This is a genomic window from Xanthobacter tagetidis, assembly GCF_003667445.1.
Classification (GTDB): domain Bacteria; phylum Pseudomonadota; class Alphaproteobacteria; order Rhizobiales; family Xanthobacteraceae; genus Xanthobacter; species Xanthobacter tagetidis.
Map to the genome: position 1 here is coordinate 1 of NZ_RCTF01000077.1, position 529 is coordinate 529.

A 529-nucleotide genomic window follows, 5' to 3' on the forward strand; every position below is an offset into this window, starting at 1 on the left:
GGAACGGCCTGTCGCGCCTGCGCAAGGACAATACGGGCTACGATCTCAAGGACCGGTTCATCGGCGCCGAGGGCACGCTCGGCATCATCACCGAGGCCGTGCTGCGCCTGTTCCCCGAGCCGCGCCAGCGCGCCACCGCGCTGGTGGGCGTGGAGAGCCCCCACGCCGCCTTGGCGCTGTTCCGCCGGCTGCGCTCGGTCGCCGGGGATACGCTCACCGGCTTCGAGTTCCTGCCGCACTTCGGCATGGAGATGGTGCTCAGGCACATGCCGGGCACGATGCGCCCGCTCCAGGGCGACCACGCTTATTACGCGCTCGCCGAACTCACCTCGACGCGCCAGGACGACGACCTGTCCGCCATGGTGCTCGCCGTGCTCTCCGACGCCTTCGAGGCGGCGGAGGTGGAGGACGCGGTGATCGCCGCCAGCGAGCCGCAGGCGGCGGCGCTGTGGCGCCTGCGCGAACACCTTTCCGATGCCCAGAAGTACGAGGGCGGCTCCATCAAGCACGCCGTCTCGGTGCCGGTGTC

Annotated in this window: 1 protein-coding gene; it reads left to right on the forward strand. The window is 70.7% G+C overall.

From position 1 onward, the window contains the following. Nucleotides 1-529, forward strand: a 529-nt coding sequence (locus tag D9R14_RS22745) for an FAD-binding oxidoreductase (RefSeq protein ID WP_147453092.1), incomplete at both ends; no start/stop codon positions are given.